Below are 16,150 nucleotides of genomic sequence, written 5' to 3' on the forward strand. Positions count from 1 at the left end.
CGTCAGCGCTCCAGCGCCTCGCGCAGCTGCGCCCGTGAGGTGATGCCCAGCTTGGCGAACACCTTGCCGAGGTGGTACTCGACGGTCCGCGAGCTGATGAAGAGCTGCGTGCCGATCGCCGGGTTGGAGTGGCCCGCGACGACGAGCTCGGCGATCTGCGACTCGCGCTCGGTCATCGCGCTGAGCGTCTCCGGCGTCCGCCGGCGCGCCCGCTCGCCCGACGCCCGGAGCTCGAGCCAGGCCCGCCTCGCGAACTCGCCTGCGCCAGCCGCGTCGAACACCTCGAACGCCTGACGCAACGGTGTCCGCGAGTCCACGCGCCGCGCCTGTCGCCTCAGCCACTCCCCGTACAGCAGGTGCGTCCGGGCGAGGTCGAGCCTCATGCCGGAGAGCTCCAGCTGTCGCACGGACTCTCGGAAGTGCTCCTCCTTCGAGTGCCCGTCGGTGAGGAGGGCGAGGCACCGGTGCTCGATCCCGAGGGCCCAGGACGATCCGGACGCACGGCGGACGGCGCCGACCAGCTCGATCGCCGACGCCGCCTCGTGGGGACGTCCCACCCGCACCGCCGCTTCCACCACCTCGGGCACCGCCCAGGACGAGACGAACGGGGCGTCGGCCTCGAGGGCGCGTTGCGCGGCACGCAGCGCCTCCTCGTACCGACCGGTGGCGATGTGGACCAGCGAGTGGCCGAGGTCGACGAGGGGCGCCGCGGTCCCGTCGTGCCGCTCCCGCTCCCGGCCGGACCCGTCGTCGGCAGGGCCCGGGGCGTCGCTCCTCGTGCCACGCCAGCCCTGGAGCAGGGTGGGCGCGAGCATCGGCGCGGCCGCGCCCATCCGCCGGGCGAGGTGCGCCGCCTCCTCCGATGCGGCTGCCGCGCGGTCCATCTCTGCCCGCTCGAGGTGCAGGCAGGCCAGCAGGTCGAGTGCCCGCGGCAGGCCCGCCAGGGCACCCGACGTCCGAGCGTCGTCGACATCTCGCCGCGCAAGCGTCGACCACGCTGTGTCGTCCAGCAGGTCCATCGCGGCCAGGGTCGCGAACGGGTGCGCAGCGGACCCGTCGGCACGCCAGGCGTCGAGCGCACGAGCGAGCGCGGCATGCCCCGGCACGCCCCTGCTCCCCCACCGCGCGGCCGATGCCTCGAGCAGCTGCCCGCCCGGCGTGCTGCTGGTGGCGGCGGTGGCCGAGCCGGGGCGGGTGGCCAGGTGGCGCAGGCCCCCGGCAGCACCGGGTCGGCCGTCGCCCGCCACGGCGTCGAGAGCGGCCAGGCGGGCCGTCACGGACCGCTCCGGCTCGGCCGTGGCAATCCGGGCCGCGGCGTCCAGGAGGTCGTCTGCTGCATGCGGATGCCCGGTCCGTGCGCCCACCTCCGCGGCCGTCAGGCGCGCGACGGCCCGCGCGGCGCGGCCGGCGTCCCCGTGCTCGATCTCCGCGACCAGCCGGAGCGCATCGTCGAATCGCCCGCTCCGTGCGTGCAGGCGCGCCGCCCCGAGCGCGCGGCGGGACCGCGCGTGCGGGTCCACGCTGAGCAGCGCGGCTCGCTCCAGGAACGCGGCCGTGGCCGCGACGCCGGCCGTCCGCCTGACCTGCACCGCCCGTCGCTCCAGCGTCCCCGCGACCTCCTCGTCGGGACCGAAGGCGGACAGTGCCCGGTGCCACGCGACGTGGTCGTCCCTCGGGGCCAGCACCTGGGCCAGCGCGCGGTGCGCTTCGCGCCGCTGGCCGTCGGACGCCCACCGGTAGACCAGGTGCCGCACGAGCGGGTGGCTGAAGAGCACGCGGTCGTCGATCTCGACCAGCCCCGTCGCCTCGACGGCACGCGCCACTCCTCCGGGCAGGCCCGCGGCCGTGCAGCCTCGGCGGAACGCCGACACGTCTCCCAGCGGCTCCGCCGAGGCGATGACCAGGGCCGCTGCTACGTCGTCGGGCAGCCCCAGCCGGCGGGCCCGGATCCCGAGCTCCGCGTCGGCGTCGACCTCCTCGACGGCGTCGACCGCGTACCCGCCGGCGAGCGCGGAGACCGTGAGGGCGCGGCCGAGCCGTCCGATGACAGCTGGATTGCCGCGCGCCTCGGCGAGGATCCGCTGCCGGACCTCGGGATCGAGTCGCGCCGGCAGCTCGAGGCCGAGCATGAGCTGCGCCTCTGCGGGCGCGAGCGGGTGCAGGCGCACTTCGTCGAGACCCGCGAGAGCCGCGGTCGGCCCGGTCCCACCGGACGCGATGAGGAAGGCGACCGAAGCACCCGCCACGCGCCGAGCGGCGACGCCGAGCGCCCGCGCAGAGCTCTCGTCGATCCACTCGGCGTCGTCGAGGACGCACAGGGCCGGCTTCCCGGTCTCCGACGCCACGCCCGTGAGGAGGGAGACCAGTCCCAGGCCCACGAGCGCCGGGTCGGCCTGCGCCCCCGGCGCCAGTCCGAGCGCGGCCGCCAGCGCACCCGACTGCGGCGCCGGCAGGGCCGCGACACGATCCACCAACGGACCACAGAGCTGCTGGACCGTGCCGAAGGAGAGAGCGGACTCGACCTCGACACCCGTGGCGCGGAACACCGGGCAGTCCGTCGCGCCGGCGATCGCCTCGTCGAGGAGATGGGTCTTCCCGCTTCCGCGACCGCCACGGATGACGACAGCACCGCCGCGGCCCGCTCGTGCATCGCTCATCACGGTCGCGATTGCGGCTCGCTGCTCGGCCCGGCCCACGGGGAGTCCTCCCTGCGCCGTCCGGGTCGACGGCCCACCCCGGCACGAGCGCGAGTGTCCGGCCGTCGCCGGCCGGGTCACGCCGTGACCGTCCGGGTCCTTCCGCGTCGCCGTCGTCAGATCCGCTGTGAGTGTCATCGTCGTCCTCCATCGCCGGTGTGCCGCCATGCTCCGTCGGCGCGCACCCGCGTCGAGTCCCGTGTTCGCGTAGTCACCTGGCCTCCCCACTCGACCGCGGCCGAGGAGCGCTGCGGACCAGTGACCGGGGAGCGCCCGGGTGCGTACACTCCCGATCCGTGAGCCGGAGCGAGCCACGTGAGCGGCGGTCAGCGGCCTAGCGGCGCCGCGCTCCTCGGCCGTCGGGCAGAGCTCGGCAGGGTCGTGGAGCTCCTCGACAGCGCCCGTGCGGGGCGCAGCGGAGCCGTCCTCGTGCGCGGCGAGCCCGGCATGGGCAAGTCGGTCCTCCTCGCGGCGGCGGCCGAGCACGCCCGGTCGGCCGGCACCGTCATCCACTCCGTGCGCGGGGTCGCCGGCGAGGTGGACTTCGGGTACGCCGGCCTCCAGCGGCTGCTCATCGGGTTCATGGACGGCTACGGCGGGTTGCCGACGGTGCAGCGCGAGGCGCTCGGTGCGGCGCTCGGGCTGGCGGACTCGGGCCCGCCCGACCGGTTCCTGGTCGGTCTGGCCGCTCTCACCCTGCTCGCCGAGGCCGACCCCGGGCGGCCCAGGCTGATCGTGGTCGACGACGCCCACTGGCTCGACCGCGAGTCCCTGGACACGCTGGTCTTCGTCGCCCGGCGGCTCCAGGCCGAGTCGCTGGCAATCCTCTTCGCCGCCCGGCCGGACGGCGCGGTCACGCGCGCCTTCGATGGCATCGCGGTGCTCGAGCTCGACGGGCTCTCGGTCGAGGCAACGACCGATCTGCTCACCCTCGCCTCGGGCGGGGTCGTCGACCCGGAGGTCGGTCGTCGGGTGGCGGCCGGGACGCAGGGGTGTCCCCTGGCCGTCGTCGAGCTCGCCAGCGACCTCTCCCCCGCACAGCTCGTCGGGACCGTCAGCCTCCCCGACCCGCTCCCGATCGGTGACCGGCTCGAGGAGCTCTACCTCCAACGGGTGCTCGCCCTCCCCGCCGCGACCCAGCAGGTGCTCCTGGTCGCCGCCGCCGATCCCGGCGCGCACCTGACCACCGTGCTGTCGGCGGGGGCGCTCGCGGGTCTCGACGCCGACGCCCTCGACGCCGCGCAGATGAAGGGGCTGGTCGACGTCGGCGCCACCATCTCGTTCCGACATCCGCTCGTGCGGTCGGCCGTCTACCGAGGGGCGGCGCCCGCGGAGCGTCGGCGTGCCCACGCGCTCCTGGCCCAGGTGAGCGATCCGGCCGCTGAGCCCGACGCGTGGGTGTGGCACAGGGCGCACGTGGCCAGCGGCACCGACGAGGAGGTCGCCGCCGCGCTGGAGGCCAGGAGCGTCGAGGTCGAACGCCGCGGCCGCTACTCGGCGCACGCCGCGCTGATGACGCGGGCGGCCGCACTCACCCCCGACCCCCGCACGCGGGTGCGCCGTACGCTCGCCGCGGCGAACGCGCTCTCGCTCCTCGGCGCGCTGGGCGAGGCCCACGCGCTGCTCGCCACCGCGCAGCTCGACCACGCCGACCCGCTCACCAAGGCCCACGCGAAGCGGCTGGAGGCCAACCTCATGTCGGGCCTCCGGCCGGCGCACGCGCTCTCGATGCTGCTCGACGCCGCCCGGTCGCTCGAGGCCGTCGACCCACCCCTCGCCCACGAGACCTACGCCGAGAGCCTCTACCTGGCGGCGATCAGCTCCCACCTCGCCGACCGCAGGGTGGTCGAGCAGCTCACGGCGGCGGCCCTGGCGGCGGTGGAACGCCACGTCGACTCGCCCTACGCCGACCTGATCCGGGCACTGGCCGGCCGGCTCACCGGCGACCACGATCCCGCGGCCATCACCCAGGTCCGCACGGCCTTGGCGTCGATGCGCCACGCTGACGCTCCCCGCACCTTCTACAACTGGACGCCGGTCGGCGGACTGCTGGCCGCCGACCTGTTCGACATCGACTGGCACCTCGAGTTCCTCGCCGCGCAGGCCTCCGTGCAGCGTTCCCGAGGGGCGCTGGACCTCCTGCGCGGGACCCTGGCCGGGCAGGGCCAGGCCGAGACGTGGTGCGGCAGGCACGACCGTGCCGAGGCCCTGTGCACCGAGGCGAGCGACATCGCCCGCTCCATCGGTGACGACAACGTCGTGTGGCGAGAGCTCATCCGCGCGGAGCACTCGGCCTGGCGGGCCGACGAGGCAGCGTGCCGGGCCACGATCGAGATGATGCGCTCGCCTGCGGTCGCGGAGACGCGCAACGGACTCCTGGTGAACGCCGCGCACCTGACCCTCGCGATCCTCGAGAACAGCCTGGGCAACTACGCCGCCGCGCTGGAGGCCGCCTGGCCGCTCCTCGACCGCGGGCCCATCGTCAACCTGCGGTCCCTCGCCGAGATCGTCGAGGCGGGGCACCGGTGCGACCGGGACGACGCCGCCGGAGAGGCCCTGCGGCGCCTCGAGCGGATGGCGGCCGCCCGCGGCACCCCGTGGGCAGCCGGGCTCCACTCCCGCGCGGCCGCGATCATGGCGGGCGATCAGGCCGAGCCACACTTCGTCCGCTCCATCGCCGAGCTCGGCGCCACCCCCGTCCGGACCGACCTCGCCCGGACCCGTCTCCTCTACGGCGAGTGGCTGCGACGGCAGAACCGGCGCAAGGACGCCAGGGGCGAGCTCACGGCGGCGCACCGCATGTTCACCGAGATGGGCACACCGCGCTTCGCCAGCCGCGCGGCCAGGGAGCTCGCGGCGACGGGAGCCATCGTCCGGCGACGAGCCCCGTCGACGGGCGGCGAGCCGCTGACGCCCCAGGAGGAGGCGATCGCGCAGCTCGCGGCCGGCTCGGCCACCAACCGGGAGATCGCCGCCAGCCTGTTCCTCAGCGCGAGCACGGTCGACTACCACCTCCGCAAGATCTACCGGAAGCTGGGCGTCGACTCCCGCAGGAAGCTGGGCGTCGCACTGGACGAGCGCTCGAGCAGGTGACGTGGGTTCTGGCCGTCGTCGCCGATCCTCCCACTCCGCCGCTGGGTCGGTCGATCAGGTCCCGCGGGTCGACCGGCGCCCTCGGGCGGTGCGCCGGACCGTGTGCCGCAGCCGCCCTCCGGCCCACACCGCCAGCACTCACGACCAGCGCGTGCTGCTCGGGAACGCTCCACCCGAGACGTACGGCGAGCAGGCGGGTGACGGTGGTCAGGGCGACGCCGAGGACCGCGGCGTCCGGCACGGCGACGTCGAGCGCCACGAGTCCGACCAGCAGGGAGCCACCCGCTGCCGCGGCCACCGCGTAGAGGGACCCGACGTGCAGGAGGGCGACCGGCAGCGCGAGGACCAGGTCGCGGATGACCGAGCCACCAGCACGTACCAGTGGCCGCGGATGACCACCGGCGGCTCGCCGAGCAGGAGGTCGCGCAGCACGCTGCCGCCGAGCGCGAGCCCGACGCCGACCAGGACGGCGCCGAGCACGTCGATCCTGCGGTCGGAGACGGCGCCGGCGAAGAGTGCGCCCTGGAGCGCGCCGAGCACCGTCGCGGCGAGCTCGGTCCACAGCGGGATGCCGAACGGCATGAGCTCGACCATCGCCGCGCGCCTCCTGCCCGGGTCCGGTGCGGTCAGCGAGCCGTCTTCTCGGCGGCCTGGAGGATGACCTCGGTGACGGCGCCGGGCTGGGAGACCGTGATCGCGTGGGACGCCTCGACCTCGACGAGGTGGGCGCCCGCCCGGTCCGCCATGAAGCGCGACAGCTCCGCGGGGACGGCGAGGTCCTGCTCCGCCGCCAGGACCCAGGACTCGATCGACGTCCACGCCGCCCGCGTCGACGGCGCCTCGAAGGCGGCCAGGGCGAGCGGGCGCTGCGTGACCGCCATCTGCAGGGCCACGTCGGCGTCGACGTCGCCGGCGAACAGCTCGTGGAACTGCTCCTGGTCGATGTAGAGCTCCGGCGCCGTCCCGCCGTCCGGGGTCGGGTAGGGCACCGGCTGCGCGGCGTCGCCGAGCCGGGCACCGGGGAACTTGGTGACGAGGTCGACGAGGGTCTCCCCCGGCTCGGGGAGGAAGCTCGCGACGAAGACGAGGGCGGTGACGTCGGGGTGGCCGTCGGCCGCGTGGCTCATCACCACGCCGCCGTAGGAGTGCCCGGCCACCACGATGGGGCCCTCGATGCTGTCGAGGACGCTGCGCACGTACGCGGCGTCGGCCTCGATGTCGCGCAGGGGGTTGGCCGCCGCGATCACGGGGTGGCCGGCCTCGCGCAGCGCCTTGACCGAGCCGTTCCAGCTCGACGAGTCCGCGTAGGCGCCGTGGACCAGGACGATCGTCTGCTTCTGGGGGGTGCTGCTCATGACGGGGTTCCTTTCCTCGCCGGGCGCTCGGTGCGCCCGGGTCATGCCCAGCAGCGTCGTCCTCGGCGACGGGGCGTGGCATCCGGGTGCTGCCCAGCGGGGTCCCGGGTCCACCGCCGGTGCGCCGACCGCCGCGGCCTCGACGCAGGGGTCCCGGGCAGGGACCGACGAGGGTGCGGACCCGTGGATCCCCGGGGGCGACGGACGTCGCGGTGGCACAGGCTCGCCCCATCGACCGAGCCCTGCGTCGCCGCCCATGGTGTGGCGACGCAGCGCACCGAAGGAGAGTGACATGAGTGATGCAGAGCTGGTTCTCGAGCCCCAGGCCGCCGACTTCGCCGCCGCGACCGCCGACCCGCCCTACCTGTTCGACCTCGGACCGACCCAGGGCCGCACGACGGTGGACGAGGTGCAGTCCGGGGAGATCGACAAGCCGCCCGTCCACGACGAGTGGCTCACCGTCGAGGGCGGCCCCACCGGGTCGGTCGAGGTGAGGATCGTCCGGCCCGTCCACCTCGCCGACGAGGTGGCGCCGGTGATCCTCTACCTCCACGGCGCCGGCTGGGTGTTCGGCAACGCCCACACCCACGACCGCCTGGTGCGCGAGCTCGCCGTCGGCGCCGGCGCCGCGGTGGTCTTCCCGGAGTACGACCTCTCGCCCGAGGCGCGCTACCCGACCGCGATCGAGCAGTGCTGGGCCGCGGCGCGCTGGGTCGTCGACCACGGGGCCGAGCACGGGCTCGATGCGACCCGGATCGCCGTCGCCGGCGACTCGGTCGGCGGCAACATGGCCGCCGCACTGACGCTGATGGCCAAGGAGCGCGGCGAGGTCCCCCTCGTGCAGCAGGTGCTGTTCTACCCGGTGACCGACGCGGCCTTCGACACCGCCTCGTACGAGCAGTTCGCCACCGGCTACTTCCTGCGTCGCGACTCGATGGAGTGGTTCTGGGACCAGTACACGACCGACGACGGCCAGCGCGCCGAGATCACCGCCTCACCGCTCCGCGCCACGACGGAGCAGCTGACCGGACTGCCCCCCGCCCTCGTGATCACCGCCGAGGCGGACGTGCTCCGCGACGAGGGTGAGGCGTACGCGCGCAGGTTGCGCTCGGCGGGCGTGCCGGTCGTCGCGACCCGCTACCAGGGCGTCATCCACGACTTCGTGATGCTCAACGCGCTCCGCAGCACCCACGCGGCGGAGGCCGCGATCGAGCAGGCGACCTCGACGCTCCGTGCGGCCTTCGCGCCCGCCCGGGGACCACGCACCACCGACCACCAGACAGGAGCATGATCACGACCAGCAGCTCCCCGCCCGGGTTCGTCGACCAGCTGCGGCGCGTCGGGTACACCGGCGCCGTGTCCTTCCCTGGCGACCAGTCCTACCCGGAGGACCGCGCGGCCTGGAACCTGACGGCCGACCAGCTCCCGGCTGCGGTCGCGCGCCCCGACGACGCCGAGGACGTACGACGCCTGGTGGTCGCTGCCGTCGCGGCCGGGCTGCGGGTGGCCCCGCAGGGAACGGGTCACAACGCCACGCCCCTGGCGTCGCTGCACGACGCCGTCCTCCTCAGGACCGACCGCCTGCGGGGTGTCGTGGTCGACGCCGAGCGCCGTACCGCGACCGTCGGCGCCGGCGTGCTCTGGGAGGACGTCGCGATCGCTGCGGCGAAGGAGGGGCTGACCGCACTGCACGGATCGTCACCGAACGTCGGTGTCGCGGGCTACCTCCTCGGTGGCGGACTCTCCTGGTTCGCCCGGTCCCATGGCCTGGCGAGCAACCACGTCACGGGGATCGACATCGTCCTGGCGGACGGCAGCCACGTGCGCGCCGACGCCGAGCGCAACGTCGAGGTGTTCTGGGCGGCGCGCGGTGGCGGGGGCAACCTCGGCGTGGTCACCTCCCTCGAGATCGAGCTCCTCGAGGTGGAGTCGGTCTACGCGGGCATGATGCTGTGGGACCAGGTCCACGCCGACCGGGTCCTGCGAGCGTGGCGCGACTGGGCGGGCACCGCACCGGAGAGCATCACGACGTCGTTCCGCCTCATGAACTTCCCGCCGGCCCCGGAGGTCCCCGACCTCCTCCGCGGGCGTCGCGTCGTGATGATCGACGGTGTCGCACAGGCCGACGCGGCCCTCGGCTCCGAGCAGCTCGCCCCGCTGCGCGACCTCCGGCCCGAGATCGACACGTTCGCCGTCACCGCCACGGACGCGCTCGTCCGCCTGCACATGGACCCGGAGGACCCCCTCCCGGTGGTGTCCGACTCGGTCGTCCTGGCCTCGCTCGGCGACGACGCGGCCAGTGACCTGCTCGCCGTCGCCGGGCCCGACGCGCCGCCCGCCCTGCTGATCGTCGAGCTGCGCCAGCTGGGTGGTGCCCTCGCCCGGCCCCAGGACGGCGGCGGCGCGCTGAACCACCTGCCGGGCGAGTTCCTGCTGTGGGCCGGGGCGATCACCCCGACACCCGAGGCGGCGGCCGCCGGACGCCGGGACGCCCGCGCGGTCGTGGACGCGGTGTCACACCACGGTGTGCGAGCGGCCTACCTGAACTTCGTCGAGAACCCCACCGACGTCCGGCGTGCCTTCGCCCCACTCACCTGGCGCCAGCTCGTCGGGATCAAGTCCGCGGTCGACCCCACCTCGGTCTTCGTCGCCAACCATCCCGTCCCGACGCTCTACGCGGACGGGGCGTCGACGACCTGACGTGCTTCCCGGCCCTGGCGCTCCTGTCGCCGGGCCGCGCGCCGATCCGCGCGCCGCTCCTTGCGTCGCTCGACGAGGACGTAGAGGGCCGGCACGAGGAGGAGCGTCAGGAAGGTCGAGGACAGCAGTCCGCCGATCACCACCACCGCGAGCGGCTGGGAGATGAAGGCACTGCCGCCGGTGACGCCGAAGGCCATCGGGGTGAGGGCGAGGATGGTGGCGAGCGCGGTCATCACGATGGGACGTACGCGCTTGCCGCCGCCGTCGGCCAGCGCCTCGGCGATGCTGGCTCCCGCCTCGCGGCGCTGGTTGACGAGGTCGATGAGCACGATGGCGTTCGTGACCACGATGCCCACCAGCATCAGCGCTCCGATGAGGGACGGGACCCCGAGCGGGATGCCCGTGACGACCAGCATCAGCATCGCGCCGGTGGCCGCGAACGGCACCGAGACGAGAAGGATCAGCGGCTGGATCAGCGACTTGAACGTCGCGACCATGACGACGTAGACGATCGCGATGGCGATGAGGAGCGCGAGGCCGAGCTGGCCGAACGCCTCCGCCTGGTCCTCCGAGACGCCACCGATCGAGACGTCGGTGCCCTCGGGGAGGTCGAGGTCGTCGACCAGGGCCTGCACGTCGGAGGTCACGGACCCGAGGTCGTCGGCGGCGGGCTCGGCCGTGACGGTGACCGTGCGCTCGCCGTCGGAGCGGGTGATCGCGGTCGCGACGTCGCGCTCGACCAGCTCGGCGACCTGTCCCAGCGTGGCCCCGTCGCCGACGGGAAGCTGGCGGAGCGCGGCGATCGAGTCCGGCCGCGGGCCGCCGACCACGACGACGTCGAGCTGCTCGCCGTCGACGGTGACCTGCCCGACCGGCGGCTGGGCCAGGGCCTGGGCCAGCACGCCGCCCAGGACCCCGGAGGTGAGGCCGGCGGCCTCCGCCTCGGGGCGGGCCCGGACCGAGAGGACGGGCTGCGCCGCCGCGGCGTCGGAGGTCACGGTGCCGATGCCGTCGATGGTCTCCAGCTCGGTCGCCACGATCTCGGCGGCCTCGCCGAGCCGGGACTGGTCGGTCGCGGTCACCACGAGCTCCAGCGCCGAGGCGAAGCCGGCGTCGCCGGCGGCGACGGTGACGTCGCCGGTGGCGTCGGCCAGGGCGGCCTCGATCCGCTCAGCGGCCAGCTCGCCGTCGGCGTCCTCCGCCAGCGTGACGGCGAAGGTCGTGGCGCCACCGCCGAAGATGGCGGCCACGCCCTCGCCCGTGCCGACGGTGCTCTGGACCGTCTCGACCTCGTCGTCCTCGACGAGGACCGACTCGACCTCCCGGGCCGCGGCGTCCTGCCGGTCGAGCGTGGCGCCGGGCTCGAGCTCCTGGGTCACGGTGAGGGTGTTCTGGCCGCTGCTGCCGAGGAAGTTGGTCTTGATGAAGGGGGTCAGCCCCAGCGTGGCCACCAGGACGACGACGGCGACGGCGACGGTGCGCCACGGGCGGCGGACCACCCAGCGCACGGTCGGGTCGTAGGCCCGGCGCAGCCACGAGCGCTCCTCCTTCGCCTCGGCGTCCGCCTGGACCCGGGCGGGGTCGACGACCGTGTCGGGGCTCTTGAGGAACCAGTAGGCCAGCACCGGGATGATCGTGAGCGAGACCAGCAGCGAGGCCAGCAGGGCCAGCGCCACGGTGACGGCGAAGGGGCGGAACAGCTCGCCGACCTGTCCGCCGACGACGCCGATCGGCAGGAACACCGCGGCCGTGGCGATCGTCGAGGAGGTGATGGCGCCGCCGACCTCGCGCACCGCGGTGGTGATCGCGGCGACCTTGGACTCGCCGTACGACAGGTGTCTCTTGATGTTCTCGATGACCACGATCGAGTCGTCGACCACGCGGCCGATCGCGACGGTGAGCGCGCCGAGGGTGAGGATGTTGAGCGTGTAGCCGCCCAGCCGCAGGCCGATCAGCGTCACCAGGAGCGACAGCGGGATCGACAGCGCGGTGACGAGCGTCGAGCGGACGGAGAAGAGGAACAGCAGGATCACCAGGACCGCGAAGAAGAGCCCGAGGGCGCCCTCGGTGGTCAGGTCCTCCACCGACTTCTCGATGAACGGCGCCTGGTCGAAGGCGACGGAGAACTCCGCGCCGTCGCCCAGGTCGTCCTCGAGCTGCGGGATGAGGTCGGCGACCGCGTGGGAGATGTCGACGGTGTTGCCGTCGGGCGTCTTGGTGATCGCGACCGCCAGGCTCGTCTCGCCGTTGGTGCGGGAGTAGGACGTCGGGGTCGTCTGCGCGGTGCGCACCTCGGCGACCTTGCCGAGCGGTCGCGTGCCACCGTCAGGCAGCGATACCGGCACCCGGCGCAGCTCGGCGAGGGTCGTCGGGGTGGTGCCGACCTGGACCGACAGGCTCGAGCCGGAGTCGTCGACGGTGCCGGCAGGCACGAGCGAGGCGTTGGTCGACAGCGCGTCGGACACGTCCGCGGCGCTCACGCCGAGCTGGCGGGCGGCGGGCGTCAGGGTGACCTCGACGCGGTCGGTGGGGGCACCGGAGACGTCGACCTGGCGTACGCCCTCGACGTCCTCGAGCGCGGGCACGACGAAGCGGTCGATGCGCTCGGCGAGCTGGGCGGGGTCGGCGTCCGATGTCACGGCGAGCTGCACCACGGGGAACTGGTCGAAGCTGCCGGCGAAGACGACCGGCTCGACGGACTCCGGCAGGCCCTGCGCGCTGCTCATCGCGCTCTCGGCCTGCTGCTGGGCGCGCTGGAGGTCGGTGCCGTACTCCAGGGTGAGCAGGACCAGCGAGACGCCGCTCGACGACGTCGAGTCGACCTGCTCCAGCCCGTCCACCCCGGCCAGGGCCTGCTCCGCGGGCGCGGTGACCTCCTGCTCGACCGCCTCCGGCGAGGCGCCGGCGTACGGCAGGACCACGCCCACCGCGGGGAACTCCAGGTTGGGGATCAGCTCCTGCTTCAGCGCCCCTGCGGACATCACGCCGAAGATCGCCACCATGACGGTGGACAGGGCGATGAGGGCTCGGTTGCGAAGCGAGAAGGACGCGAGATGACCCACGGGGTGCGGCTCCTGTGTCGGGGCGCACCCGAGGTACGCCAGATAGTTAGCCCGATGCTAACGATATGGTGGTGGCCGTGAACAATCGGGACGAGGACGTCCGCGAGGTGGAGGCACTCTCCTGTCGACTGCAGGAGGCCTTCGCCGACGTCCGCGTGGGCGAGGTGGTGGCCAGCGATCTGTCGGTCCAGCAGCTCAAGGTCCTGATGCTCGTGCAGTACCGCGCCCCGATGACCGCCCACGCGGTCGCCGACGCCCTCGGAGTCAGCGCCGCCACCGTGTCGGGTCTCGTGTCGCGACTCGTGGCGAGCGGGCTCCTCGTCCAGGAGCCGGCCCCGGACGACCGGCGTGCGCTGCTCCTGCGGACGACCCCGGCGGGCGGCGAGGCGCTCGAGGACGTCGCCGCCATGCAGCTGCGGCACTGGCGCGACGTCATGCCCGGCCTCACCGATGCCGAGGTCGCCGGCCTCCGGCTCGGGCTCGCCGGCATCGAGCGCGTGATGCGCGGCCTCGAGGGGCGCACGCCCGAGGGGTGACGCCCTCACCCACACGCACCCGCGCGGCCGCGTCGGGCGCACCCGGAGCGCCGGAGCGCGTAGCGTGGGCGCGCCGCGCAGCCGCCGACGCGGCTCGGACGACCACGAGGAGGCGCGGGCGACGGTGTCCCACGAACAGCCTGCGGCGAGCTCGCCTGCCATCGCGCTCCCCCACCACACCGCCAGGCTCTGCCTGCGGGGCTACCGGCCCGACGACGTGGACGCCTCCCTGGCCTACTACGCCAGGCCCGAGGTGGTCGCCTACGTCCCCTGGGGTCCGTGGACCCGCGCGGAGGCCGAGCAACGGGTCGCCCAGCGGGTCTCGCGCACGCAGCTGCGCGGCCCGGGGTCGGCGCTGTCGCTGGTGGTGGAGCACCAGGGACGCCTGATCGGCGACGTCGTGCTGTGGCCGGCCGACGAGACCATGTCCCGCGGGGAGATGGGGTGGGCGTTCGACCCCGGGGCCGGCGGGCACGGCTATGCCACCGAGGCGGTCGCGGCGCTCATGCGGATCGCGTTCGAGACCTGCGGGATGCACCGGGTACTGGCGCACGTCGACCCCCGCAACCACCCCAGCCTGCGCCTGTGCGAGCGGGTCGGGATGCGACGGGAGGGCCACCTGCGGCAGAACGCCTGGATCAAGGGCGAGTGGGTCGACTCCGTGGTGTTCGGGGCACTGGCTGCGGAGTGGCTCGCGTGACCCGCCCGCACCCGCAGCAGCGGTGGCCGGAGCCGGATCCGCTGCAGGGTGAGGTGCGGATCGTCTCGCTGACGAGCCGGCTGCTCGACCTCGACCTCGCGGCCTACCGGGCGAGTCCGGTCGCGATCCGCACCCACAGCGCCGGGCGCTGGTCCGGCGACCTCGACCGCGACGAGGCCCGCCGGCTGATGGCGGTGCACGAGGCCGAGCGTTCGGCCGGCACCGCCCACGCGCACGCGATCCTCGACGCTGGAGGCCGACGCGAGCTCGGCTGCGTCTACCTCCGCCCGCTCGCGGACTTCCTCCACCGCACCGGCACCCGGTGGCACGCCGAGACCATCGACCCGAACCACACCGCCATCGTCACCTTCTGGCTGATCGACGACCACGCCGCGCGGCCCTCCACGGCTCAGATCCTGAGGGCCGTACGCCAGTGGCTCGGCGGGTGGCGCGCGGCCGACCTGGTCCACCGGTGCCTGCCCGAGGAGACCTCGTCCCTCGCGGCGCTCGAGGCGGCCGACGGCCTGCGCCGCCTCACCGTGACCGGCCAGCAGCTGCCCTACGCCTGGTTCGCCGACGAGCGCCTGCCACGTCGGGAGGCGCCCACCTCCTGATCGGGCGCCCGCCCGGAAAGCGTCAGGACGCGCCGACTCGACCATCGACACGCGTCAGGACGCGCCGCCTCGACCCTCAATACGTGTCAGGACGCGCCGACTCGACCAGGGCCGAAGGACCGGTGGGTTCCGGGGCCGGTGTGCCCCGCCGGCCGGCCCCCGCAGCGGCGAGCATGGCGGTGTGCCGGCCCTGACCCCTCGCACTGCCTGGGCGCTCGCCGTCGTGTCGGTGGCCTGCCGCCTGGCGCTGCGAGCCACCCACGGCGACCTCGTCCCGGACGTCGTCGACCTCGCCGTCTACCGAGCCGAGGCCATGGCGCTGCGGCACGGCTGGGACCTCTACGGAGCACTGCCCGGGGTGCACCTCCTGATGACCTACCCGCCCTTCGCCGCGATCCTCTTCACCCCCCTGTCCTTCCTGCCGATGGCCGTCCTCGGCCCGGCGTCCGTGGTGGCCAACGTGGCCCTGCTCGTGGTGGTGGGCCACCTCGCGCTCCGCCTCGGCGGCGCCGAGGGTCGCCGGCTGCGCACGGGCACGGCCGTCGTGACGGCGCTCGCCGTGTGGTGCGAGCCGGTGCAGGCCACGATCGGGCTCGGGCAGGTCAACCTGCTGGTCGTCGCCCTCGTCCTGGCCGACCTGACCGTGCTCCGCGGCACCCGCTGGGCCGGGGTGGGCACCGGCCTGGCCACCGGGCTGAAGGTGACCCCGGCCGTCTTCGTCGCCTACCTCCTCCTGGCCGGCCCGCGCAGGGCCGGGGCGACGGCCGCCGCGACGGCGCTCGGCACCGTGGCGCTCTCCGCGCTCGTCGACGCGCGCGCGACGTGGGACTTCTGGACGCGGCACCTCTACGACCAGGACCGGGTGGGTCGCGTGGAGAAGTACACCAACCAGTCCATCCAGGGCTGGCTGGCCCGCGCCTTCGGGGACCGACATCTCGAGGGCTGGCAGCTCGCGGTCGCGCTGGTCGTCGTGGTCACCGTCGCCCTCGTCGGCACCGTCGTCGCCGTCCGGGCCGGTCGTGCCGACGACGACCTGGGCGGCGTGGTGGCGATCGCCGCCACGGGGCTCCTGGTCTCGCCGATCTCGTGGACGCACCACTGGGTCTGGTGCGTGCCGATGCTGGTGCTCGGCTGGCAGCGCTCGCGGCTGCTTCTCGTCGCGGTGGTCGCGGCCACCGTGACGTACGTCGTACGGACCCTGCCCGATGACGGGGCGGAGCTGTCGTGGAGCGCGCTCCAGGTCGCCGTCTCCGGTCCCTACGTCCTGCTCGGGCTCGTGGCGCTGGCCGTCGTCGCCCGGAGCGTGCCCGTGACCCGTCGTCCGGCAGGGACCTCGCTGGCGCGTACGGCCTGACGTCGCGGGCGGCGCGCTCGCTCAGGCGCGCAGGACCGGT

Annotated in this window: 11 protein-coding genes; 7 read left to right on the forward strand and 4 right to left on the reverse strand. The window is 74.4% G+C overall.

The window, feature by feature from the left end:
* Positions 1-2 precede the first annotated feature (2 nt).
* Positions 3-2,864: a helix-turn-helix transcriptional regulator gene (locus AC4H2S_RS12045; RefSeq protein ID WP_491497217.1), complete on the reverse strand. Its 2,862-nt coding sequence runs from the start codon at positions 2,862-2,864 to the stop codon at positions 3-5.
* A 147-nt stretch (positions 2,865-3,011) separates the two neighbouring features.
* On the opposite strand from AC4H2S_RS12045, the gene AC4H2S_RS12050 reads away from it, so the two are divergent.
* Positions 3,012-5,789, forward strand: a complete 2,778-nt coding sequence (locus tag AC4H2S_RS12050) for an ATP-binding protein (protein WP_491497218.1) — start codon at positions 3,012-3,014, stop codon at positions 5,787-5,789.
* Positions 5,790-5,996: 207 nt separating this feature from the next.
* Here AC4H2S_RS12050 and AC4H2S_RS12055 read toward each other — a convergent pair whose 3' ends face one another.
* Together AC4H2S_RS12055 and AC4H2S_RS12060 are read right to left on the reverse strand one after the other, a co-directional pair.
* Positions 5,997-6,383: a TRIC cation channel family protein gene (locus tag AC4H2S_RS12055; RefSeq protein WP_491497219.1), complete on the reverse strand. Its 387-nt coding sequence runs from the start codon at positions 6,381-6,383 to the stop codon at positions 5,997-5,999.
* Between the two features lie 32 nt (positions 6,384-6,415).
* Positions 6,416-7,144, reverse strand: coding sequence for an alpha/beta fold hydrolase (locus AC4H2S_RS12060; protein WP_491497220.1), 729 nt, complete (start codon positions 7,142-7,144; stop codon positions 6,416-6,418).
* A 292-nt stretch (positions 7,145-7,436) separates the two neighbouring features.
* Here AC4H2S_RS12060 and AC4H2S_RS12065 point away from each other — a divergent pair, with 292 nt between their 5' ends.
* Both AC4H2S_RS12065 and AC4H2S_RS12070 read left to right on the forward strand, forming a co-directional pair.
* Positions 7,437-8,435 (forward strand): alpha/beta hydrolase, encoded by a 999-nt coding sequence (locus tag AC4H2S_RS12065; RefSeq protein ID WP_491497221.1) that lies wholly within the window; start codon positions 7,437-7,439, stop codon positions 8,433-8,435.
* A complete protein-coding gene (locus AC4H2S_RS12070; protein WP_491497222.1) occupies positions 8,432-9,844 on the forward strand; it encodes an FAD-binding oxidoreductase in 1,413 nt (470 codons plus the stop codon). The genes AC4H2S_RS12065 and AC4H2S_RS12070 overlap by 4 nt, the downstream gene beginning before the upstream one ends.
* On the opposite strand, the gene AC4H2S_RS12075 is transcribed toward AC4H2S_RS12070, so the two are convergent.
* Positions 9,817-12,906 carry an efflux RND transporter permease subunit gene (locus AC4H2S_RS12075; RefSeq protein ID WP_491497223.1) on the reverse strand — a complete coding sequence of 1,030 codons (3,090 nt, stop codon included), beginning with the start codon at positions 12,904-12,906 and terminating at the stop codon, positions 9,817-9,819. The genes AC4H2S_RS12070 and AC4H2S_RS12075 overlap by 28 nt on opposite strands.
* 77 nt (positions 12,907-12,983) lie before the next feature.
* On the opposite strand from AC4H2S_RS12075, the gene AC4H2S_RS12080 reads away from it, so the two are divergent.
* The 4 genes from AC4H2S_RS12080 (at position 12,984) to AC4H2S_RS12095 (ending at position 16,110) form a co-directional block, all read left to right on the forward strand.
* On the forward strand, positions 12,984-13,442 hold the full coding sequence (locus AC4H2S_RS12080) for a MarR family winged helix-turn-helix transcriptional regulator (protein WP_491497224.1): 459 nt from the start codon (positions 12,984-12,986) through the stop codon (positions 13,440-13,442).
* A gap of 124 nt (positions 13,443-13,566) precedes the next feature.
* Entirely contained in the window at positions 13,567-14,142 is a 576-nt protein-coding gene (locus tag AC4H2S_RS12085) for a GNAT family N-acetyltransferase (protein ID WP_491497225.1), read from the forward strand.
* Positions 14,139-14,756 (forward strand): hypothetical protein, encoded by a 618-nt coding sequence (locus AC4H2S_RS12090; protein WP_491497226.1) that lies wholly within the window; start codon positions 14,139-14,141, stop codon positions 14,754-14,756. The genes AC4H2S_RS12085 and AC4H2S_RS12090 overlap by 4 nt, the downstream gene beginning before the upstream one ends.
* Before the next feature lie 181 nt (positions 14,757-14,937).
* Complete coding sequence (locus AC4H2S_RS12095) at positions 14,938-16,110, forward strand: glycosyltransferase 87 family protein (RefSeq protein WP_491497227.1); 1,173 nt, start codon at positions 14,938-14,940, stop codon at positions 16,108-16,110.
* Positions 16,111-16,150 lie beyond the last annotated feature (40 nt).

This window comes from Nocardioides sp. Z13_37 (assembly GCF_058355585.1).